At 64.6% G+C, this 20,869-nt stretch carries 13 protein-coding genes and 1 tRNA gene; 7 read left to right on the top strand and 7 right to left on the bottom strand.

Annotated features, from left to right (window positions below):
- Positions 1-372: 372 nt before the first annotated feature.
- The 4 genes from ACN9MX_RS13640 to ACN9MX_RS13625 all read left to right on the top strand — a co-directional run bounded on the left by ACN9MX_RS13640 (position 373) and on the right by ACN9MX_RS13625 (position 5,268).
- The gene (locus ACN9MX_RS13640) at positions 373-1,017 is read left to right on the top strand and encodes a glutathione S-transferase family protein (RefSeq protein WP_363830708.1); all 645 of its coding nucleotides are present in this window, start codon (positions 373-375) and stop codon (positions 1,015-1,017) included.
- Between the two features lie 314 nt (positions 1,018-1,331).
- Positions 1,332-2,852, top strand: coding sequence for a fumarate hydratase (locus ACN9MX_RS13635; protein WP_363755587.1), 1,521 nt, complete (start codon positions 1,332-1,334; stop codon positions 2,850-2,852).
- A 49-nt stretch (positions 2,853-2,901) separates the two neighbouring features.
- Positions 2,902-3,807, top strand: coding sequence for a DMT family transporter (locus tag ACN9MX_RS13630; protein ID WP_363755585.1), 906 nt, complete (start codon positions 2,902-2,904; stop codon positions 3,805-3,807).
- Positions 3,808-3,903: 96 nt separating this feature from the next.
- The gene (locus tag ACN9MX_RS13625) at positions 3,904-5,268 is read left to right on the top strand and encodes a methyl-accepting chemotaxis protein (protein WP_426387102.1); all 1,365 of its coding nucleotides are present in this window, start codon (positions 3,904-3,906) and stop codon (positions 5,266-5,268) included.
- Between the two features lie 51 nt (positions 5,269-5,319).
- Here the strand turns inward: ACN9MX_RS13625 and ppc are convergent, their stop codons facing one another.
- The gene (gene ppc / locus ACN9MX_RS13620) at positions 5,320-8,019 is read right to left on the bottom strand and encodes a phosphoenolpyruvate carboxylase (protein ID WP_363738687.1); all 2,700 of its coding nucleotides are present in this window, start codon (positions 8,017-8,019) and stop codon (positions 5,320-5,322) included.
- Positions 8,020-8,159: 140 nt separating this feature from the next.
- Between ppc and ACN9MX_RS13615 the strand changes: the two genes are divergently transcribed.
- Both ACN9MX_RS13615 and ACN9MX_RS13610 read left to right on the top strand, forming a co-directional pair.
- Positions 8,160-9,614, top strand: a complete 1,455-nt coding sequence (locus ACN9MX_RS13615) for an ATP-binding protein (RefSeq protein ID WP_363738685.1) — start codon at positions 8,160-8,162, stop codon at positions 9,612-9,614.
- Complete coding sequence (locus ACN9MX_RS13610) at positions 9,611-10,072, top strand: low molecular weight protein-tyrosine-phosphatase (RefSeq protein WP_363738683.1); 462 nt, start codon at positions 9,611-9,613, stop codon at positions 10,070-10,072. Before ACN9MX_RS13615 ends, ACN9MX_RS13610 begins: the two co-directional genes overlap by 4 nt.
- Before the next feature lie 11 nt (positions 10,073-10,083).
- Here ACN9MX_RS13610 and ACN9MX_RS13605 read toward each other — a convergent pair whose 3' ends face one another.
- The 4 genes from ACN9MX_RS13605 to paoA are packed head-to-tail and all read right to left on the bottom strand — an operon-like array spanning position 10,084 to position 15,952.
- Positions 10,084-12,084 (bottom strand): TonB-dependent receptor plug domain-containing protein, encoded by a 2,001-nt coding sequence (locus tag ACN9MX_RS13605; RefSeq protein WP_363830703.1) that lies wholly within the window; start codon positions 12,082-12,084, stop codon positions 10,084-10,086.
- 53 nt (positions 12,085-12,137) lie between these two features.
- Positions 12,138-14,351 (bottom strand): aldehyde oxidoreductase molybdenum-binding subunit PaoC, encoded by a 2,214-nt coding sequence (gene paoC / locus ACN9MX_RS13600; protein WP_363830700.1) that lies wholly within the window; start codon positions 14,349-14,351, stop codon positions 12,138-12,140.
- A gap of 3 nt (positions 14,352-14,354) precedes the next feature.
- Positions 14,355-15,305 carry an FAD binding domain-containing protein gene (locus tag ACN9MX_RS13595; protein ID WP_363830697.1) on the bottom strand — a complete coding sequence of 317 codons (951 nt, stop codon included), beginning with the start codon at positions 15,303-15,305 and terminating at the stop codon, positions 14,355-14,357.
- The gene (paoA, locus tag ACN9MX_RS13590; RefSeq protein ID WP_363830695.1) at positions 15,302-15,952 is read right to left on the bottom strand and encodes an aldehyde dehydrogenase iron-sulfur subunit PaoA; all 651 of its coding nucleotides are present in this window, start codon (positions 15,950-15,952) and stop codon (positions 15,302-15,304) included. Before paoA ends, ACN9MX_RS13595 begins: the two co-directional genes overlap by 4 nt.
- Before the next feature lie 258 nt (positions 15,953-16,210).
- Here paoA and ACN9MX_RS13585 point away from each other — a divergent pair.
- Positions 16,211-16,285: transfer RNA gene (locus ACN9MX_RS13585), tRNA-Gly, on the top strand.
- 351 nt (positions 16,286-16,636) lie between these two features.
- Here ACN9MX_RS13585 and ACN9MX_RS13580 read toward each other — a convergent pair.
- On the bottom strand, positions 16,637-17,548 hold the full coding sequence (locus ACN9MX_RS13580) for a restriction endonuclease (RefSeq protein ID WP_426387101.1): 912 nt from the start codon (positions 17,546-17,548) through the stop codon (positions 16,637-16,639).
- A gap of 3 nt (positions 17,549-17,551) precedes the next feature.
- Positions 17,552-20,857 (bottom strand): DUF499 domain-containing protein, encoded by a 3,306-nt coding sequence (locus tag ACN9MX_RS13575; protein ID WP_426387100.1) that lies wholly within the window; start codon positions 20,855-20,857, stop codon positions 17,552-17,554.
- Positions 20,858-20,869: the final 12 nt, after the last annotated feature.

Genomic DNA, 20,869 nt, shown 5'->3' with positions numbered 1-20,869 from the left:
CAAAAACAGCCTCCCTCCGGGAAGGAGCCCGGCCGGTGCAATCACAATCTGTTGGGTAACCCCCGTTAACCCGATACAAGGGATAGTGCCACAGCTTCATTTCCTTTCAAGGGGGTAAATGACAGTTCGGGGACTCAGCTCATCGACGCCGGGAGTCATCTCGTCGACGGTTCGGCACGTCGCAGCGCAGCGACGCGCCGACTTTCCTCGGCTTTGCAAAAGACAAGAGGGACAATTGGGGGACGAAAATAAATTTGGCTTGCCACGCAATTGCGCGGGCCGGCCGATTCTGCCCATGGCGCTTCATGACGGACGCATGACAGGTTATGGCGGAGGGGGCGGCAAAAGCATTGCGACATGAGAGGAGCCGACATGATTCTCTACTATCACCCCCTCTCCTCCTGCAGCTGGAAGGTGCTGATAGCGCTTTACGAAAACGGCACGGCCTTCGAACCGCGCGCACTCGACGATGCGGCGGCGGCGCAGTCCTGGCTGGCGCTGTGGCCGCTTGGCAAGTTCCCCGTGCTGCGCGACGAGGCGCGGGACAGGACGATCGCCGAAACCAGCATCATCGTCGAATATCTGGGGCAGCATCATCCAGGGCCGTTCCACCCGATCCCGCAGGAAGGCGATGCGGCGCTGGAGGTGCGGCTGATGGACCGGCTGTTCGACATCTATGTCATGACGCCGATGCAGGCGATCGTCGCGGACAAGATCCGGCCGGAGGGCGTCGCCCATGACACCCACGGCGTCGGGGAAGCGCGGCGGATGCTGGGCAAGGCCTATGCCCTGCTGGAGGACAGGATGGCGGGGCGGCGATGGGCGGCGGGGGACGACTTCACCCTCGCCGACTGCGCGGCGGCGCCTGCGCTCTTCTATGCGGACAGGATCGAGCCCATGCGGGGCGGCTTTCCCCGACTGCGCGCCTATCTGGAACGGCTGGAGGCGCGGGAGAGCTTTGCGCGGGTGCTGCGCGAAAAGGAACCATGGTGGCATATGTTCCCCTTTGCCGATTAGGGATTGCCAGGCGACCGGAACCGATCGCTGGTCAGGAAGTCGCGGAAAGCAGGGAATCCAGCGCATCGGCGCCGTCAGTCCTCGCCTGCCCAGGCCTTGAGCGGCCGCTCATAGCGCCTGGCGGCCGGCAGTCAGCGCCGGATCGGTCACGACCTCCACTGCGCCGCAGGCGAAGAAACCGGCATCGGCGCCCCACGCCTTCAGGGCGGCCGCCCGTTCCCTGCCGCTACTGGACTCGGGCGCGATTCCCTACTAGCCGCTCCCCTGCATGGACCCGCCGTGCAGGGTGGGCCTTAGACTAGGGACCAGGGTAGATGACCGTCATCAAGACCGCCGATCTGATCGAGAGCGTTGCCGACGCGCTTCAGTTCATCAGTTACTATCATCCGATGGATTATATCCGCGCGCTGGGCAAAGCCTATGAAGCGGAGGCCAATCCGGCGGCCAAGGACGCCATCGCCCAGATCCTTACCAACAGCCGCATGTGCGCCGAAGGCCATCGCCCGATCTGCCAAGACACCGGCATCGTCAATGTCTTCATCAAATGGGGCATGGACTGCCGACTGGACGACAATAGCCGATCCATGCAGGACGTGGTCGATGAAGGCGTGCGCCGCGCCTATCTCAATCCTGAAAACCGCCTGCGCGCCTCGATCCTGAAGGATCCCGCCTTCAGCCGCGTCAACACGAAGGACAATACGCCCTGCGTGCTGAACGTCGAGATGGTGCCCGGCGACAAGGTGATCGTCGATGTCGCGGCCAAGGGCGGCGGGTCGGAGAACAAGACCAAGTTCAAGATGATGAACCCCAGCGATTCGATCGTCGACTGGGTACTGGAAATGGTGCCGCAGATGGGCGCGGGCTGGTGCCCGCCCGGCATGCTGGGCATCGGCATCGGCGGCACCGCGGAAAAGGCGGTGGCGTTGGCCAAGGAATCGCTGATGGACCCCATCGACATGGGCGAATTGAAGGCGCGCGGACCACAGAACGAGATCGAGAAGCTGCGCATCGAGATTTTCGACAAGGTCAATGCACTGGGCATCGGCGCGCAGGGCCTGGGCGGCTTGGCGACCGTGCTGGACGTCAAGATCTACGACTATCCCTGCCATGCGGCGGGCAAGCCGGTGGCGATGATCCCGAACTGCGCGGCCACCCGGCATGCGCATTTCACGCTGGACGGTTCAGGCCCGGCCTATCTGGAAGCGCCGAAGATCAGCGAATGGCCGCAGGTCGACTGGAAACCGAGCAAGGAAGCGATCCGCGTCGATCTGGATAGGCTGACGCCGGAAGTGGTGCAGAGCTGGAAGCATGGCGACCGCCTGCTGCTCAACGGCAAGATGCTGACCGGACGCGACGCGGCGCACAAGCGCATCCAGGACATGTTGAGCCGTGGCGAGGAGCTGCCGGTCGATTTCAAGGGCCGCGTCATCTATTATGTCGGTCCGGTCGATCCGGTGCGCGACGAGGTGGTTGGCCCCGCTGGCCCTACGACCGCGACCCGCATGGACAAATTCATGGACATGATGCTGGAACAGGGCCTCGCCGCCTGCGTCGGCAAGGCCGAGCGTGGTCCCGCCGCGACGGACTCGATCGCCAGGCACAAGAGCGCCTATCTGATGGCGGTCGGCGGCGCCGCCTATCTGGTCGCCCGCGCGATCAAGGCGGCCAAGGTGGTCGGCTTTGAGGATCTGGGCATGGAGGCGATCTACGAGTTCGAGGTGCAGGACATGCCCGTCACGGTCGCCGTCGACAGCGAAGGCCAGAATGTCCACCGCCTCGCTCCGCTGGTGTGGCAGGAGAAGATCAGGAAGGAAGGCCTTCTCGAAGGGGCATGAGCTTCGCCTTGTCCTCCCCGTCGCAGGACGGGAACGGGGGGAAGGATAGATGATCTGGCTTCCGGCGACATTGCTGGCGGGCGCGATCCAGGCGTGGCGGACCGCGGTGCAGCGCCGCGTGAGCAGGGAGATGTCCGTCAACGCGGCGGGACTGGTGCGCTATCTCTATGGCCTGCCGTTCACGATGCTGCTGCTGGCGGGTCATCGGCTGATCTTTTCCGGTCCCCTCCCCTCGCCCGATCCGTCCTTCCTGCTGTTCTGCCTGGGCGGCGGGCTGGCGCAGATCATCGCGACCAATCTGCTGATCATGGCCTTTGCCCATCGCAATTTCGTCGTCGGCACCGCTTATTCCAAAACGGAGGCGGTGCAGGGGGCCATCCTGTCCTTCCTGCTGATGGGGGAGCGCCTGCCTCCCCTGGCCTGGGTGGGGATAGGCTGCGGCGTGGCGGGCATCATGCTGTTGTCGATCGGAGGTGAAAGACCCGGCTTCATCAGCGCCCTGGGACAGCCGGCGGCCCTGTGCGGGATCGCATCCGGCTTCTTCTTCGCCCTGACCGCGATCGCCATCCGGCGGGCGACGCAGGAGGTGGGGGGCGGCGCGGACGCGGACCCGATCCTGGCCGCGCTGATCGTGCTGGTCGTCACCGTGGCGATGCAGACGATGATGCAGGGCGGCTTCCTGCTGCTGCGCGAACCTGGCGAAATGCGCAAGGTGCTGCGCGGCTGGCGCATTTCCGGACAGGTGGGGCTGTTGTCCGCGCTGGGTTCGGCCTGCTGGTTCACCGGCTTCGCCACGGCGCCGGTCGCGCTGGTGCGGATCGTCGGGCAGGTGGAGGTCGCCTTCACGCTGGGCTTCGGCCATTTCTATCTGGGCGAGCGGATGAAGCGCAGCGAGGCGATGGGACTGATCCTGGTGGCCACCGGCGTCGTGCTGGCGCTGGCGGGCGCACTGTAACGGCCCGCCGCATCGCTAACGGATATTTTACCAACGTCCGATAGCTCGGCCGGCGTGGAAAACCAGGCAAGAAACCGGAATATCGAGCAGGCGGTGATGAAGGTGGCCAGGCTGTCGGGCGACCTGGGCATCCGTACGCTCGACCTGCAGGCAGACATCAGCGAACTGGCGGAGCGCGTCACCAACCAGGCGCGCACCATAGAGGCGATCAGCGGCGCGGCGGCGCAGCTTTCCCGCGACGGCGAAAGCGTGTCGTTGGCAGGGCAGGATGCGCGCGAAAAGGCCGTGGCCGCGCGCAGCATCATCCAGGATTCCGGACGCCAATTGTCGGACGCCAACGGCAATTTCGTCGACCTGATCGAGCGGGTGAGCAGCGTTCATGCCCAGCTGGACGGTTTTCGCGAGGCGCTGAAGACCGTCGCCCATGTCACCAGCGTGATCAGCGGCATTGCCAGCCAGACCAATTTGCTGGCGCTGAACGCCACCATAGAAGCGGCGCGCGCGGGCGACGCCGGGCGCGGCTTTGCCGTGGTGGCGGCGGAGGTCAAGAAACTGGCGCAGGAAACCGCGACCGCCACCCAGACGATCGATCGGTCGATCGGCGCGTTGACCGGCGAGGCGGGCAAGATGCTGGAAGGCATTGTCCACAGCGCGGAAACGGCGCGTACCGCTCTCAACGACACCAAGAATATCGAACTGCTGGTCGAACGGCTCGGCGCGTTGATGCAGGATCTTTCCAGCAACAGCGAGACCGTGGCCGAACGCATCACCTCCATCGTCGCGTCGGCAGGCGAGATTCGCGGCGGGCTGGCGGCGCTGGCAAGCACATCGACCGACAATGCGGGCGGCCTGCAGAGGCTGTCCTCCCGTATCTCGATCGCCAGCGAGGACACCAACCAACTGCTGCAACTAATGGCGGAAAGCGGGGTCGAGATTGCCGACACGCCCTATATCGACTTCTGCCTGGGCGCGGCGCAGGCGGTAAGCGACGCGCTGGAACTGGCCATTGTGGAAGGCCACCTGACGGAAGGCGAACTGTTCAGCGAAACCTATATGCCCATCCCCGAAACGCAGCCGGTGCAATATAGCCATCCGGTGCAGCCGGTGCTGATCCCTGCGGCACGGGCGCAGCAGGAACGGGCGCGCGCCTTTCCGAGGCTGTTCGGCATGACCTTCACCGACCGCAACAGCTTCGGCGCGGTCGCCATGCCGGAACGATCGCATCCGCAGCGGTCGGGCGACGACAATTGGAATTTCGAATATTCGCGCCAGGGGCTGATCTTCGACTTTCCCGACACGCGCGAACAGTGCCGGATCACACAACCCTTCTGCATCAAGGCCTATCGGCGGCTGAACGCGGCGGGCGAGGTCATCTTGCTGAAGCAGGTCATCGCTTCCATCCACGTGCGCGGACGGCATTGGGGGATTTTGCAGATGGCCTACCAGGACCAGGACAGGTGAGATTCCCCGGCTGAGGCATGGGCATGCCCGACTGGAAAACGCTTCAGGACATCAGCCGCTGTTCCTCAGCGCCGTCGCAATCGCGTTGATCGACAATTCTATGCCCTCCTTGATGCGCGGGTCGTCCTCACCGCTGCGGTGGCGCTTCATCAGTTCGACCTGCAGCAGGTTCAGCGGCTCGATATAGGGCAGGCGCAGGCGGATCGACGTGTCCAGCTTGGCATTCTTCTCCAGCAGGCGGGTCTGGCCAGTGGCGGCGAGCAGGCCGTCATGCGCCTTGTCCCAGCCGTCGCGGATGCGGCCGAAAATCTCCACGCCTCGCACCTGATCCTCCACCAGCGGCAGATAATGGGCGGCGATGCCGAGATCGGACTTGGCAAGCACCATTTCCAGATTGGCGAGCGCCGATTGCAGGAACGACCAGTGCTGCGCCATGTCCGCCAGCAACGCCTTGTCCTCGAAGGCGGCAAGCGCGTGGCCGACACCGTACCAGCCCGGCAACATCACCCGCGCCTGGGCCCAGCTGAACACCCAGGGAATGGCTCGCAGATCCTCGATCCGCGTACTCTTTGTACGACTGGCGGGCCGGGAACCGATCTTGAGGCCGGAGATTTCCTGGATAGGGGTCAACTGCCGGAAGAATTCCTTGAAGCCGTCGGTGCCATAGACAAGGTCGCGATAGGCGGCGAAGGCGGTCTTCGACAGTTCGTCCATGGCCGCGGCAAAGCGGGCCGCGTCACGATCCGACAGGATTTCGGGTTCCAGGCTGGCGAGCAGGGTCGCGCTGGTCATCGCCTCCAAATTGGTCATGGCGACGTCGCGGGTGCCGAATTTGGCGGCGATCACCTCACCCTGTTCAGTGATGCGGATGCGGCCCTGGACCGTGCCCTTGGGCTGCGCCTGGATCGCCGCGAAGGAGGAACCGCCGCCGCGGCCGACCGCGCCGCCGCGGCCGTGGAAAAGCTGCATCGCCGTGCCCGCCTCGGCAAAGACGGGGGCCAATGCCTTGCTCGCCTGGAACAACCCCCAGGTGGAGGTGATGTAGCCGCCATCCTTGTTGCTGTCGGAATAGCCGATCATCACTTCCTGATGACCCCGCGCCCGGACCACGCCGCCTATTTCGGGCAGGCCGAAATAGGCGCCCATGATCTTGGGCGCGGCCTCCAGGTCAGCGATGGTTTCGAACAGGGGAACGGCCATGATCGCCGCCTGCGGCGGGGCACCATCGGTCCCCGCGCGCCAGAGGCCCGCTTCCTTGAGGATGATGTTGACTTCGAGCAGGTCGGAAACGCTCTCCGCCTTGGAGATGATATAGTGGGTGATGCATTGCGGGCCGTAGATGCGGTGCGCCTCCGCCGCGGCCTGCACGATGGCGAGTTCGGACGCGGTCCTTTCCGAATATTCGAAAAAAGGCGTGCCGAGCGGCCGGTTGTTCGCCAGTTCCCGCCGGAGCAGCGCGATGCGGGCATATTCGTCGAGGCTGGCGTAATCCGCCTCGACGCCCGCGACCTTCAGCAGTTCGGCCACCACGCCTTCATGAACATCGCTGTTCTGCCGCATGTCGAGCGTGGCAAGGTGGAAGCCGAAGGTTTCCAGCGCCCGGATCAGGCGACCGAGCGCGCCGCCGGTCGCCAGCGCGCCATTGCCCTCGCTCGCCAGGCCCTGCGCCACCGTCACCAGATCGCGGCGCAGGTCCGAAGGGCTGGCATAGGGTTCGCCCTTGAGTGCCGAGGGGCGCGCTGGCGCCTTGCCCACCAGCGACCGGTGCGTTGCGGCCAGGCGGGCATAGATGCCGGAAAGCGCCCGGCGATAGGGTTCGTCTTGACGGCTGGGGGACATGTCGCCGCTGGCGTCGGCCAGGTCGAGCACCGCCTGAGACACATGGGCCAGTTCGGTGGACAGCGACAGTTCCGCGCCCAGCGCGTGGAGCGCGTCCATATAGAAGCCCAGCGCAGCCTCACAGCCCTTGACCAGCGCCAGTCGGAGCTGGGGCGCCTGGACGAACGGATTGCCGTCGCGATCACCGCCGATCCAGTTGCCCACGCGCAGGAAACTCTGGGGACGCGCGCCCAGCACCCGTTCCCACCGGGCATAGAGCGCGGGCAAGACAGGGAGGAACACGTCGCGGAAATAAGCGAGGACATTTTCGATCTCGTCCGCGACGAACAGCTTTTCGCGGCGCAGCGGCCGCGTCTGCCACAATAGCGCGATCTGGCGGAAGATCGCCTCGTCCAGATTCTCGCCCTCATCGGTTTCCGTCCGCCCCGCATCCTTGAGCGCCATCAGGTCGGCGATGCGGTTCTTGTGGTCGATCATGCTCTTGCGCCGCACCTCGGTCGGGTGGGCAGTCAGCACCGGCACGATCAGGGCGTGGGACAGAAGGTCGAGCACGGCTTCGCGTTCTATGCCGTGCGACTCCAGCTTCGCGACCACCGATGCGACGTCGGCCCCCGGTTCGGCGGCAACGCCCTGGCGATCTTCGGCGAGGTTGGCGAGCATCGAGAACAGCATGAAGCCACGCACGAAGCTGAGCGTATCGTCGAGGCTCAGCGCGTCGAGGCCGGTATCGACCACGTCGGCGCCATGCAGGCCGCGCGCCCGGTCGACCGAGGCAGAGCGGATATATTCGGTCTGTTTGTAGATCTTCTCCCCGCCATAGGCGCGGATCACATCGCCCAGCAGACGGCCGAGATAGCGGATGTCGGGATTCTGCGTGATCGCAGGAGCGGAGGAGGATGCAGGAGTCGCCATGGAGGAACGATGCTGCATCGCAACAATGCAATGGTCAAGCGCTTCCCCCGATCCGCAGTGCCCGATCGCGCAACCAGAAGCATGCCGGAGGTCGTCGTGCGGGGTTGCGCAAGGGCCACCGGCTGGGCCAAAGGACATGCGTGACCGCCAGCATCAGCATAGGAACCGACAGCAACGGCAACGCCGTTCTGGTCGATGTCGAGGAATTGCTTGCCACCCGGCTGCTCGTCCAGGGCAATTCGGGATCGGGCAAGTCGCATCTGCTGCGCCGGTTGCTGGAGGAAAGCGCCGCGCTGGTTCAGCAGGTGGTGATCGATCCGGAAGGCGATTTCGTCACGCTGGCGGATGAATATGGCCATGTGGTGATCGACGCGGGCGACTATAATGAGCGCGAGATCGTCAAGATGGCGATGCGCATCCGCGAACACCGCGCATCCGTGGTGCTGAGCCTCGAATCGCTGGAACTGGAGGCGCAGATGAAATGCGCCGCATCCTTCCTGTCGACGCTGTTCGATGCGCCCCGCGACCATTGGTATCCGGCGCTGGTCGTGGTGGACGAGGCGCAGATGTTCGCGCCCGTCGCGGCAGGGGACGTGTCGGATGAGGCGCGCCGCCTCAGCCTGGCGGCGATGACGAACCTGATGTGCCGGGGACGCAAGCGCGGCCTTGCCGGGGTGATCGCGACGCAGCGCCTGGCGAAGCTCGCCAAGAATGTCGCGGCCGAGGCGTCGAATTTCCTGATGGGGCGCACATTCCTGGACATCGATATGGCGCGGGCGGCGGATCTGTTGGGCATGGAGCGGCGGCAGGCGGAGCAGATCCGCGATCTGGAGCGCGGGCGCTTCCTGGCTTTGGGGCCGGCCATCTGCCGACGGCCGGTGGCGGTGAAGATCGGATCGGTCAAGACCAGCACCCGTGGCGGCACGCACAAGCTGATGCCGCCGCCGGTCGCGGCGACGGAGGATTTGCAGGAATTGCTGTTCGCGGGCGCGGGCGAGGAAGAGGTCATGCCCCCGCCGCCGCCGCGTGCCGAACCACCGCCCCTGCCCGCCGAGGAACTGATGCGCGCCCTCGCCGCCGCGCCGTCGGCCAAGCCGGCCGCGCCCGAGCTGGATTTCGGACAGAATGAGCCGATCGTGATCGCCGTGCTGGAGGAGATCGTCGCCGATCTGGGGGAAGCGCAGCCGAGCGTATCGACGCTCTACCAGGATTTCGGCGTCCGGTGCCGGATGAAGGGATTGCGCCAGCCGCCGCTCGACCTGCCGGCCTTTCGCAAACGCTTCGCCATGGCGCAGGCCGGGATGTTCGACGCCGGTGATCCGCGCTGGACCGATGCGATGAAGGCGGCGGAAGCCTTGCCGGAGGACATGCTCGCGCCCTTCCTCCTCATCGCGCGCGCGGCGATGCAGGGACTGCCCTGCCCCGACGATGTGGCGTTGGCGCGCGCCTATGGCACCAGTTCGCCGGGGCGCGTGCGGCGGCTGATCGACTATATGGAGAAGCTGGGCGTGATCGTGGCGCGCACCGATTTCGGCGGACGGCGGTCGATCGGCGTGCCACATCTCGGGCTCAGCACGGCAGCGGCGGAAGGATGAGCGCTTCGGTCCTGTTCGTGTGCCTGGGGAATATCTGCCGCTCGCCGCTGGCGGAGGCGGCGCTTCGGGCGGAGGCGCAGCGGGCCGGCCTTCCGCTGACGGTGGATTCGGCCGGGACCGGCGACTGGCATGTCGGATCGCCGCCCGACCGGCGGGCGCAGGCCGTGGCGCTGCAACATGGGATCGACATTTCCGGCTATCGCGGGCGGCAGGTGACGGCGGCGGATTTCCGGCGGTTCGATCATGTCTTCGCGCTGGACGCGGAGAACCTTCGCAACCTCAGGCGGATTCGGCCGTCAGACGGGACGGCGGAACTGCGGCTGCTGATGGACATGGTGCCAGGACGCGAGGGGAGCGGCGTGACCGATCCCTATTTCGGCGACGATGCGGGCTTCGACGTGACCTGGGATGATGTCACGCGGGCCGCGCGGGCGATTGTGGAGCGGTTGCGACCCTGAACTGTTGCACCTCAGCTTGCGAAGCGGAAACCGATCCACAGGGTCCGCGGCGTGCCGAGGTCGATGGATCCCGCAGCATTGCGGGTGACCACCTCCTCATCGAAGAGATTCTCGCCCCGCGCGACCAGGGTCACGCCATGGCCCAGCGGGAGGCGCGCCACCGCGTCGACGGTCAGCGCATGGGGCAACACGTCCTTCTGGAGGTCATCCTCATATTGCTTGCTGACATAACGGAGCGTGGCGGAGAGCGCCGGTCCCTCCTTCGGCTCCCACGCCAGCGTGGCGCTCGCCGCATGGCGGGGGCTTTGCGCCGGTGTCAGGCCGTCAAAGCCCATGCCCGGCGCATGCACCATGCTGTGGCTGTAGGCGTAGGATGCCGAAAGCAGGAAATCGCTCACGCGGCCGATGGCGGTCAGTTCGACGCCCTTGGCGGTGATATGGTCGACATTCTGCCGCTCCCGCGTGTTGGCGACATTGGTGAGGGTGACATTGGCGATGGCGTCGTCCAGCCGGTTGATGAATCCGGTGACGGAAAGGGTGAGGCCCTGAACGGGGGTGACGTCGACACCCGCCTCTGCGCCCTTCAGCTTTTCAGGCGTCAGCGCGGCATTGGCACGGGTCGTGATCGGGAAGACCACGAACGGCCGGTAGAGTTCGTTGAGTGTCGGCAGGCGGAAACCGCTATAGGCCGCGCCACGCAGGGCGACCGCATCGCTGATCCGGTAGAGCGCGCCAGCCCTTCCGGAAAACTGCCAATCGGAGCGGTCGGCAAAGCTGTTGTTCGCCGCGCCGGCGCCAGTGGCGCGATAGAAACCGTTGCTGATCGTCCAGCGATCGGCACGCACGCCGCCCGTCAGGACCAGCCGGCCCAGCGTCCAGTCATCCTCGGCGAAGAGCCCGGTCGTCATCTGCTCGCCACCCGCATGACGCCGGGAGGTCACGGGGTTGGCCGCGATATTGGCGTTATAGGCGTCCTCGAACATATCGCCGGTGGCGAAGCGGGTATCCGCGCCGACGCGCAGCACATGGTCGGGGCCGACCGGCGGGCGCAGCTCGATCTTGCCGCCGATGCCGGTGGAGGGCGTGTTCCGCTGGTCCAGCGACTTGCGGAAGGTGGACGCCGAAATCACGATGTTGGAGAAGTTGCGCGCCTGGATATAGGCGAGCGCATCAACCTGCCACGCGCCGCGGGAGATGAAGCGGATGCTGGCGTCCTGCCCTTCGCTCATGCTGTCGGCGCCCTTGAAGCGCAACGTCCGTTCGTCGTGGAAGATGGTGCCGCGAAACTGGATTTCCGACGTCGCGGAAAGCGGCGCGACGGCGCGCAAATTGGTCGACCAGCCGTCATAGGCGGCGGGCGCGGTAGCGGCGACGCGCTGGTCCTTCGGCGTGGTCTGGAAGCCGTCGCCCCGGTCCCAGCGACCCGACAGCGAGACATAGCCGCCGCCCAGGTCGGGCGTCAGGCTGGCGGTCAGTTCGGTCGCGTCCTTGCTGCCGTAGAAGGCGCTCGCGGCCAAGGTCGGCAGCTGGTCACGGGTGGCGCTGGCGAGTTCGATGGTCCCGGCGACCGCGCCCGCGCCGAAGGCCCCTATACCACCGCCGCGCGTGACCCGCACCACCGACAGGCGGTCCGGCACCAGCGCGCTGAACGGAATATAGCCGAAAAAGGGATCCGCCATCGGCACGCCATCGAGCAGCACCAATGTCCGGCTGGAGGCATTGCCGCCCAGGGCGCGCAGCGTCGCCCCCTGCGCCGAGGGATTGGCCGAGCGGCTGTCGGAGCGGCGGAATTGCTGGAACCCCGCCACGTCGCCCAGCACGCTTTCGATCCGCCCGGAGGCGCTGTTGGTCAGGCGGTCCCGGTCGATGATCACCGATCCATAAGCGGGCGTGCCCGGCGGCAGGGACAGCCCCTCTCCCGTCACGACGATACGGTCGGGATCAGGAGCCTCCCCCGCCGTCGCGATCGTCGGAATTGCGGCCAGAACCAGCGACAGCGTAAGATATTTCATGGGCGCCCCTTTCCTCTCTTTGGGACAGGGACTAGGGGCGCCGCGTAGGAAGTTCAAGCGACCCTATTTCCGGTTGACGCCGCGAGAATCCTGTCAATCGTCAGTGGATAGTCGCGCAGGCGAACCCCCGTGGCATTGTAGATCGCATTGGCGACCGCGGCCCCTGCCCCGCAAATGCCCAGCTCTCCGACACCCTTGGCCTTCATCGGGGAACTCTTGTCGTCCAGTTCCTCGACGAACAGCACATCCTGATGCGGGATGTCTGCATGCACGGGCACCAGATATTCGGCCATGTCATGGTTGACGAAAAAGCCGAACCGCGTGTCGACGCTGAGCTCCTCCATGAGGGCGGCACCCACGCCCATGGTCATCGCGCCGATCACCTGGCTGCGCGCCGATTTGGGGTTGAGGATACGCCCGGCGGCAAAGGCCCCGCCCATGCGGCGGATGCGCACCTCGGCCGTGTCGATGTCGACGCCCACTTCGCAGAAATGCGCCCCGAACGTCGCCTGCGCATAGCGCTTTGTAAGGTCGCCATAATCCATGCTGTCCTCGGCCCAGAGGCCCTGGCCTCCCGCCAGCGTTCCGAGCGGCTGGGACTGGTTGCCCAGCCGCACCAGACCATCCTCGAACAGCGCCTTTTCCGCGGGAAAGCCCGCCTTTTCCGCCAGCATGGCGCGCAGAGCCATGGCGGCGGCATAGACCCCCGCCGTGGCGCTGTTGGCGCCCCATTGCCCGCCCGACCCGGCCGAGGCGGGAAAGCGGCTGTCGCCCAGCCGCACCGTCACGGACTCCAGCGGCACGCCCAGCATTTCCGCCGCCGTCTGGCCGATGATGGTGTAGCTGCCGGTGCCGATGTCGGTCATGTCGGTTTCGACCGTCACATGCCCCTTGGCATCGACGCCGATACGCGCGCCCGACTTGACCACCAGATTGTTGCGGAAAGCGGAGGCGACACCCATGCCGACCAGCCAGCGGCCGTCGCGCACCTGCGCCGGCTTGGGTTTGCGGCGGTTCCAGCCGAAACGGGCAGCCCCCTCACGCAGGCATTCGACCAGTTTCCGGCTGGAAAAGGGACGCTGCGGCCCAGCTTCGGGATCATATTGCACATCGTTTCGGATGCGCAGTTCCACCGGATCGACACCGCAGGCTTCCGCCAGTTCGTCCATCGCGACCTCCAGCGCCAGAAGGCCGACGGCCTCGCCCGGCGCCCGCATGGCATTGCCCTCCGGCAGGTCGAGGGTGGCCAGGTGATGCGCCGTCATCCGGTTGGCGCCGCGATAGAGCAGGCGCGTCTGCTGCGCAGCCATTTCCGGCTCGCCGCCCGGCAGGTCGCCCGACCACACCTCATGGGCGATGGCGTCGATCACCCCCTGCCGGTCGGCGCCGATGCGGATGCGCTGGATGGTGGCGGGCCGATGGGTGGTGTTGTTGGGGATTTGCGGCCGCGCGATCGCCACCTTGACCGGCCGCCCGACCAGGCGCGCGCCCAGCGACGCCAGCAATGCATCGGCGCGCAGAAACAGCTTCGCACCGAAGCCGCCACCGATATAGGGCGAGACAAGGCGGATATTCTCCTTGGGAATCTTCAGCGTCTTTGCCAGATCTCCCACGCTCCACGCGATCATCTGGTTCGATGTCCAGAGCGTCAGCCGGTCGCCGTTCCAGGCGGCGATCGTCGCATGCGGTTCCATCATCGCGTGACTCTGGTCGGGCGTGGTGTAGTGCTGGTCGATCTTCACCGCAGCCTTGGCAAAGCCGGCCTCGAAATCGCCCGTCCTGGTATCGGAAGTTCCGTCGCCGTCCTGCGGGGCTGAGCCCTTGTCCCGTTCCACCGCCAGATCGAAACGCCCCTGTTCCGGCGCATAGTCGATGCGGACGAGCCGCGCGGCGTCGCGCGCATTTTCCAGCGTGTCGGCGATCACCAGCGCCACCGCCTGTTCATAATGTTCGATCTGCGGACCGCCGAGCAGATGGGCCGTGTTATGATTGCCCTTGCCAAGCGGTCCGGCATTCTGGTGCGTGACGATGCCCAGCACCCCGGGCGCGGCTTCGGCGGCGCGCAGGTCCATGGCGCTGATCCGCCCCTTGGCGATGGCCGATCCGACCATCCAGCCATAGGCGGCATTGGGCGCGGCATCATGCCGCTCATAGGCATAGGGTGCGGTTCCGGTGACCTTGGCGGCGCCATCAATGCGGTCATGGGGAATGCCGATGACGCGGCCCCGGTCGATCGGGTTGGTGGTGGCGGGCGTGTCGAACTTCATGGCTCAGGCCCCCTTCTGACGGTAGATCGAAGCAAGCGTGCGGGCGGTCAGTTGCTGCTTGAACGCATTATGCGCCGTGGGACGCGCGCCGGTGAGCGCAGCCTCCGCCACGGCCGCCGCGCCGGATGGAGCCGCCGCATCGGCGGCATCGGTGCGCCAGGGCCTGGCCCCTATGCCGCCGAAGGCGAAGCGCGCCTGCCCGTCCTTCGCGAACACCGCCGCGACGGAGACCAGCGCGAAGGCATAGGAGGCCCGGTCGCGCACCTTGCGATAGACATGGGTGCCGCCCAGGGGCGTGGGCAGCGTGACGGACGTGATGAGTTCGCCGGGTTTCAACGCATTTTCGATATGCGGCGTTTCGCCGGGCAGCAGGTGGAAATCGGCGATCGGGATGGACCGGCGGCTGCCGTCGGCCCCCACGGCGTCGACCTGCGCGTCAAGCAGGCGAAGCGCCACCGCCATGTCGGAAGGGTGCTGGGCGATGCAGGCATCGCTGGTCCCCAATATGGCGAGGCTGCGGCTCATCCCCTTGAGCGCGCCGCAGCCGCTGCCCGGAACACGCTTGTTGCAGGGCATGCGCGTGTCATAGAAATAGGGGCAGCGGGTGCGCTGGAGCAGATTTCCGCCCGTCGTCGCCTTGTTGCGCAGCTGCCCCGAAGCGCCCGCCAGCAGGGCCCGGCTCAATACCGCATAATCGCGGCGGACGACCTTGTCGGCGGCCAGATCGGTATTGCGGACCATCGCCCCGATCCTGATGCCGCCTTCCGCCGTCGGCTCGATACGATCAAGGCCGAGGTGGTTGACGTCGATCAGATGGGTGGGCGTCTCGATCTGAAGCTTCATCAGGTCGAGCAGATTGGTGCCGCCCGCGATGAAGCGCGCGCCCTGGGTGGCGGCAGCGGTGCTTGCCGCCTCCTCGACGCTGGCGGCGCGGCTGTAGGTGAAGGGCCTCATGCCTTGTCCTTCCCCGTTCCTTGGCCGGCGACTTCGCTGATCGCCGCGACGATATTGGGATAGGCGGCGCAGCGGCAGATATTGCCGCTCATCCGCTCGCGCACTTCGCTCTCGGAAAAGGCCACCCGGTCCAACTCCTCGGTAACATGGCTGGGTATGCCAGCCTCAATCTCCGCCAGCACAGCCACCGCGGAACAGATCTGGCCGGGCGTGCAATAGCCGCATTGATAGCCGTCATGGGTGATGAAGGCGCGCTGCATGGGGTGAAGCTTCTCCGGCGTGCCGAGACCCTCGATAGTGGTCACATGGTCGCCCTCATGCATCACGGCCAAGGTGAGGCAGCTGTTGATCCGCCGCCCCTCCACGATCACGGTGCAGGCGCCGCACTGCCCGTGGTCGCAGCCCTTTTTCGTGCCGGTCAGGTGCAGATGTTCGCGCAGCGCGTCGAGCAGGGTCGTGCGGGGATCGAGTTGCAGATGCACCTCGCGGCCGTTCACGGTCAGTCCTACTGCGCTCATGCGGGCTTGCTCCTTCTGGCTTTGCGGGCGGCCGGACGCTGCGGCCTGCGCCTCGCCCAGCACGGGAACGGCAGCGGCCGCCGCCGCGCTGCCCTGAAGCAGGCCACGGCGGGTCAATGGTTCTGGCATGCGTGCTCCTCCTCCGGCGCTCCGCCTCCAGGGCGAAGAGCGATCATATCCGTCGTTGCTCAATGATTTAACGGGCAAAATGGTAGCATAGGTTGGATCACCGCCAGGCCGCAAGCCGGATAAAGTCGTGAGGGCGTGGGGGCAAATCGGGCCTGAGCGGAAAAAAATGACTTTATGCAGATTCTCCCTTGCCGAGGTGGGAAGCCGCTGCTAGTTGCCCCCCACCCGCCGAGAGGGACACTTCCTCCGGCCGCCAGAGCGGGCGTAGCTCAGGGGTAGAGCACAACCTTGCCAAGGTTGGGGTCGAGGGTTCGAATCCCTTCGCCCGCTCCAGTTTTTCCACGGAAAAGCAAGCAGTTAAGCGATCCTACGGGTCGCTTTTTCTGCTTACGCGCCCTGCAAAACCACAAAAGTAAGCGCCGCGTAAGCAACGAAACCCGCAGAAATGGCGGTATTTGGGTGCCTCCCGGCGGAGTTCATCATCCAGCCGGCTATTTTGAGCGGTTTTCTGCGGCTCACGCTGGTCGATTGCGGGCGGCACGCGCCCAGACGCGTAGCATCGACGCTGCTTACGCAAGCCAAAATATCCGCTTACGCGAGACCGGATTCTGCTTACGCGACGATATGAGCCGGCTCTCGTCAGGAAGGCGTTGCAAACGTCGAGAGCCTGCCTCGCCAAAATTCTCAACTGCCCCGTAGATTGAGGTCGCGGACAGGCACAAACGCCCGATTCGTCTCAGCGGCTCTGCGAGCCTTTTCCTCTAGCACATCGATCAGGGACACCGTGCCGGACAGAGCCTGATGGAGATCGAGCGCATCCATGCAAATGAGGTTGGTCTGCCGTCCACGAGCAAAGGCCTCAAGCCCTTCATCGGTAAATCCGGAATAGCTGACAAACAGCCCACGTGACCAAGCGGCCTTGCCAGAGACCTTTCCCGAAAAGGTCATCAGATCAGCAAAGCCGATCTTGGGGCCGTGCCACTTTGCTTCGACCAGATAGGTATGGCCTTGCAGCTTGAAGCTGCCGTCGATCTGCTCGCCAACGACGCGAAACGATTCGCGTGATGCGAGGCCGAAGCCCGCAAACAGGTCTTTGATGAAGCCCTCAAAGCGCAGCCCGCGAATTTGAGGGGCCAACCCAGAAATCTCGATGAGCAATGCCCCGAGTTCTTGTCGTTTGGCAGCGCCGAGGTCTTGCGACGGTGGCTCACTTGCTGCGCCATTAGGTTCTGGAAACGTGCTCAGGAAGGCGGGATCGAGCAGATCAGGGATTTTGAATTGAACACCCGGTAAGAGGGTGTTCAGGCGATCGATCTCGCTGCGGCTCAGGGGATTCCCTTTGCCGCGCCGGTAGGTCATCGATTGTCGAACGATGGCCAAAATCAGCTTGGTGAAATGCGACCGTCGTTGCTCAAGAGTCGTGGTCAGGAGCTGGACGACTGCGGGTCGCTTGCTCCCTCCCGTCCAAAATTCTCCTACCCCAGCTTGGTCCGCCGCGATCGGAAATGCCGTTCGCGAATTCCCACTGCCGGGGAGGAAATCATAGAGCAAGTCCGCCAGGTTTTCGATGGCCTGGGCTTCGCCGAGCGTCAGCATAAGCTATTCGATCGACCTCTCAACGAAACCCAAGGTGTTGGCGTTCTCAACCAGCGTCCTGACCTTTGCTCGATCGAGACCAGATGGGACATCGGCCTCGATTTCGAGCCTGAGCTTCACAGCGCTACCGGGCAGGGTCGTGAGTTGCTCGACAATGGCTTCCACGATCTGGTGGATGTCTCTCGCAGGCCGATCGGCTGAGATCATGACGGCACCAGTAAAGCGGGTCGGCACCTTTTCCGTTGGCGGCGTCTCAGGCGGACCTCCCGGCGGGGTCTCTCCGGGACCTGGCGCCGGTTCTCCGCCGCCACCGTCGCCGGTCTCTCCACTGCCTGATGTCGGCTGCGTCGGTGCCGGACGGTGCGCCTCCGCGGCATCGGGCTTGATGATCACGCTGTCCCCGTCGATCACGACAGTCGCATTCGTCGCTCGCTCGATCGCCAGGCCAAGATACGTGCCTGACTTCTCATCCCAGCGCTCGGCGTAAGCAAACGGGCCAGGCAGCATGCCGGTCACCGCCGCTTGAACGGCCTTGATCAACACCTCCTGATTTTTCAGGCGGGGCAAGTAAATGTAGCGGTTGAGATATTCCCGCAGGTCTTTCAGGCTGAGGTGCGGTTTGCCGTTCCAGATGTATTTCTGGAGATCTCGATCCAGGCGCGTCGGCCCGAGTTCGGTGAGCAATCCTTCATCGGCGACCAGCTTCTTGCTCGCCCGTGCCAGCAATCCATCCTGGGCAGGAATCTTTCCGGAAACCCACTCTACGTCAGCCTGCGCGCGCTCCTGAGAAGGGTAGTGCAGATAGCACCACGCTTCTTTCAGGCGCGTCTTCATCGTTTCCTTCGCTTCGGTCAACTTCGCCTCAGCAAGCTTTTGGTCGCTGGGGCGAAGTTCCAGACGCTCCTTGTCCCGAACAATCTCTCCCCACGCCAGAACCGACCGCACCGCGTCCTTCAAATGGTCGAGCTGGCGGGCATCCGCAGCGATGAAGACGAGCATGTTGCGGTAGACACGAGGCGTGCTGCCCCGCTGCAACAGGATGTCCTTTGCCTCTTTAAGGGCATCAGAGCCGTCCCGGCCATGATGGGGGTGAGCAACCCCCAGGACTACGGCACGCACACCGCCCGCTTCGTCAGGCACCTCCGCCGAGGTGGTGGGCGCGACCTGGACCGCATCGAAATGACCACGATCGGCCAAGCCATTCACGTATTTGCCCAGCTCGGCATCGATGTTCATATCGACAAGCGCGGCTTCGATCTGTCCGGCTTTGTCGGCCGCAATGCGATTGAGGCTCGCTGACATCGAATACCAATACCGACCAAGGTCGGCATGCATGAACTTCGCCTGGTTGGTCAGACGGCGTAGCGCATCGCTGAAGATCGCGGGGCGCTCACCGGGCTGGACGACGCCCAAGTTGATCTGCTTGTCATCAAGGCCCGTATTCTGCTGCTGATGGGTCGGTGCAGTCCCCATGAAGATGGCGCGGGCCACACGCCTCGTCGCTGAATAGCGATTGAGGTTGGGAGCCGACTGATCGATCTTGTAGGGCGTTGAGGCCGTTCCATCGACATCGCCAGCAATGATCGACTGCCAGCTAACGTCAAGGTAATGCAGCAGCTCCGGTTCGACGCGGGGCGAACTAACTGCAACGCTGCCCGGCATGATCATGACCGAAGGGTCGCCGTTCATCCAAAGTTCGTGAATGGCCTGTGCCATTAATCGCAGCACGCCGCGCGTTCGCTGGAATTTTTCGAGCGAGCCCCAACTGGTATAGAGCTGGTCGAACAGTTCGGGGTGGATCGGGTAGGCCTTTTCCAGTTTGCGCCGGTAATCTTCGTCTGCGCAGCCTTGCGGGAAATCATCGGCATTTTCGCGATACAGCTTCGCAAACTGCTTCAGCGTGTTGTCGCGATGATGGAACTTGTCGCCCGGGATTTCCTTGAAAAGCCGTCGGCGAACGATCTCGTAGCTCTCTTCCTGGCTCGCAGGGCGCCATGACGATTCCACGCGGCTGAACGTCTGCTTGAGGCGGGCGAGAGCTTCCTGCCCACCTTCGCCGCCGACTTCGATCTGCGATGCCGGCAACGACGCAACCAGCAAGGTGCCGGGGCTGGCTTTAACGGCCTCCGTCAGAGACTGAACGAACGAAAGGTTCGCGTCGAACGACCCGGAGGGTAGCCCCTCGACCTTGTAGACTTGGCGGAGGTAAGCGACCCATTCGTCGATCAGAATGAGGCACGGCGCAAACTTCTTGAAAATCGCTTCAAGCAGATGAGAACCGGGCGCGATACCGTTGGCGTCATTCTCGGCAATCATGTCGAAGGCTTCGACACCACCGAGCTGCCATGCCAGTTCGCCCCAGGTGGTGCGGATCTTGCGGCCACCTTCGGCGTTCAAGACGTCCTGCGGTCCGCGCGATGTGCCGACGAGAACGGCACGGTTGATGCTGTTCGGGACGCTCAGGCCATGCTGTTCAAGCAATTGGTCGAGACCCGAGAGGTCCTGCGTCGGCGTAGGGCCGGCCATATGGTAGAGGGCCAGCATCGAGTGGGTTTTGCCGCCGCCGAAGTTGGTCTGGAGTTCGACGACGGGATCGCCGCTGCTGCCAGACAGCCGTTTGGCTGCGCCGACCAGCAGCGCACTAAGACCCTCCGTCAGGTAGGTGCGGCTGAAGAACTGGCGTGGATCGCGATATTCCGGCGGCGCGCTGCCTGAATGAACCTTGGCGAGGTCGGCCGCGAATTCCGCTTGCTGAAACTCACCGGTGGCAACGTCCTGATGGGGCTCGACCACGTCACGCCATGGCAGCAGGCCCGCCACAGTCTCGACCGAGATTTCCAGACGCTGCGTCTTGCGGCGTTCCTCGTTGCGCTGAAGCTCGGAAAACTTCGTCCGCAGGATGGTATCGCGCATCTTGGACAGCTGCTCTGCCGTCTCACCCGCGCTGATTGCTTCCATGAGGCGTCGCATCGTATCGAGGGCACGCTCGGCATCGTCGTATGTGAAGTTCTCGTTGTGGGAGAGCTTGTTCCGCACATCACCAAGTTCGTTCACCAACGACCGCTCGGCACGGCCGAGAACGGTCTTGAATGCCTCGCCCCAGAAGCGGTCCATCGCGTTGAACAAGGCGGCCTGATCCCACCCGACCTCACCGCTGCTGTTGGGCCGCAGGCTTGGCAGCTTCTCAAGGACCTGGACCTGCCAATGGCCCTTGAGGGAGTTTTCCAGCCGCTTTTCTACGAACGGGATGAGCGCCGCCGGCAGCAGCTCCATGCCTTCGAAAACATACTGACGGGTGCTTTTTGCCACGCCCTATACCCC

Source organism: Sphingobium sp. R-21 (genome assembly GCF_049913335.1).
In the GTDB taxonomy this organism is placed as follows: Bacteria; Pseudomonadota; Alphaproteobacteria; order Sphingomonadales; family Sphingomonadaceae; genus Sphingobium.
The sequence above is the reverse complement of the archived record's forward strand: the minus strand, read 5'-3'. Positions and strand labels throughout refer to the sequence as shown.

Coding starts and splice junctions, on each gene's coding strand:
- ACN9MX_RS13640 (WP_363830708.1), top strand. CDS start 373: ATGATTCTCTACTATCACCCCCTCTCCTCCTGCAGCTGGAAGGTGCTG.
- ACN9MX_RS13635 (WP_363755587.1), top strand. CDS start 1,332: ATGACCGTCATCAAGACCGCCGATCTGATCGAGAGCGTTGCCGACGCG.
- ACN9MX_RS13630 (WP_363755585.1), top strand. CDS start 2,902: ATGATCTGGCTTCCGGCGACATTGCTGGCGGGCGCGATCCAGGCGTGG.
- ACN9MX_RS13625 (WP_426387102.1), top strand. CDS start 3,904: ATGAAGGTGGCCAGGCTGTCGGGCGACCTGGGCATCCGTACGCTCGAC.
- ppc (WP_363738687.1), bottom strand. CDS start 8,019: ATGGCGACTCCTGCATCCTCCTCCGCTCCTGCGATCACGCAGAATCCC.
- ACN9MX_RS13610 (WP_363738683.1), top strand. CDS start 9,611: ATGAGCGCTTCGGTCCTGTTCGTGTGCCTGGGGAATATCTGCCGCTCG.
- ACN9MX_RS13605 (WP_363830703.1), bottom strand. CDS start 12,084: ATGAAATATCTTACGCTGTCGCTGGTTCTGGCCGCAATTCCGACGATC.
- paoC (WP_363830700.1), bottom strand. CDS start 14,351: ATGAAGTTCGACACGCCCGCCACCACCAACCCGATCGACCGGGGCCGC.
- ACN9MX_RS13595 (WP_363830697.1), bottom strand. CDS start 15,305: ATGAGGCCCTTCACCTACAGCCGCGCCGCCAGCGTCGAGGAGGCGGCA.
- paoA (WP_363830695.1), bottom strand. CDS start 15,952: ATGCCAGAACCATTGACCCGCCGTGGCCTGCTTCAGGGCAGCGCGGCG.
- ACN9MX_RS13580 (WP_426387101.1), bottom strand. CDS start 17,548: ATGCTGACGCTCGGCGAAGCCCAGGCCATCGAAAACCTGGCGGACTTG.